Annotated in this window: 1 protein-coding gene; it reads right to left on the bottom strand. The window is 64.9% G+C overall.

The window, feature by feature from the left end; genetic code table 11:
- Positions 1-734: 5-dehydro-4-deoxyglucarate dehydratase (locus ACODSM_RS22430; RefSeq protein ID WP_488806945.1), on the bottom strand; the 734-nt coding region annotated here is incomplete at its 3' end.
- Positions 735-736 lie beyond the last annotated feature (2 nt).

Raw genomic sequence — 736 nt, 5'->3', positions numbered from 1 at the left:
CGGATGGCCAGGTACGGCATGAAGAACGACTTGAGCAGCCGGTGCTGCGTGGCCGTGTCGTCACTCGCCACCGCTTGGTAGAACTCCATCGCCGTCTTGGGGATGAAGTTGAAGACGGCCGACGAATACACCGGCGTGCCCAGCGCCTTGTAGGCAGCGGCATACACCTCCGCCGTGGGCAGACCGCCCAGGTACGAAAAGCGGTCCCCCAGCTTCATGTAGATGGACGACATGGTCTCGATATTGCCCACCCCATCCTTGAACCCCACCAGGTTCGGACAACGCTCGGCCAGGATGGCCAGGGACTCGGCTGTGAGCTTGGTGCGGTCGCGGTTGTAGACGATCACACCGAACTTCACGCTCTTGCAGACCTGCTCCACATGGGCGATCAGGCCTTCCTGCCCGGCCTCGGTCAGGTAATGCGGCAGCAGCAGGATGCCGTGGGCGCCCAGGCGCTCGGCCTCCTGCGCGTGGGCAATGGCCGTGCGGGTGGGGCCACCGGCGCCGGCAATGATCGGCACCTTGCCCCGGCAGGTCTCCACCGCCGTCTTGATGACCTCGCTGTACTCGGGGCCCGAGAGCGAGAAGTATTCACCCGTGCCGCCAGCGGCAAACAGGGCGCTGGCGCCATAAGGGGCGAGCCACTCCAGGCGCTCGATGTAGGTTTTGGGGCGGAAATTGCCCTGCTCGTCGAAGTCGGTGATGGGGAACGAGAGCAGGCCGGAGCCCATGATGG

It is taken from the genome of Acidovorax sp. FG42 (genome assembly GCF_057809195.1).
The sequence above is the reverse complement of the archived record's forward strand: the minus strand, read 5'-3'. Positions and strand labels throughout refer to the sequence as shown.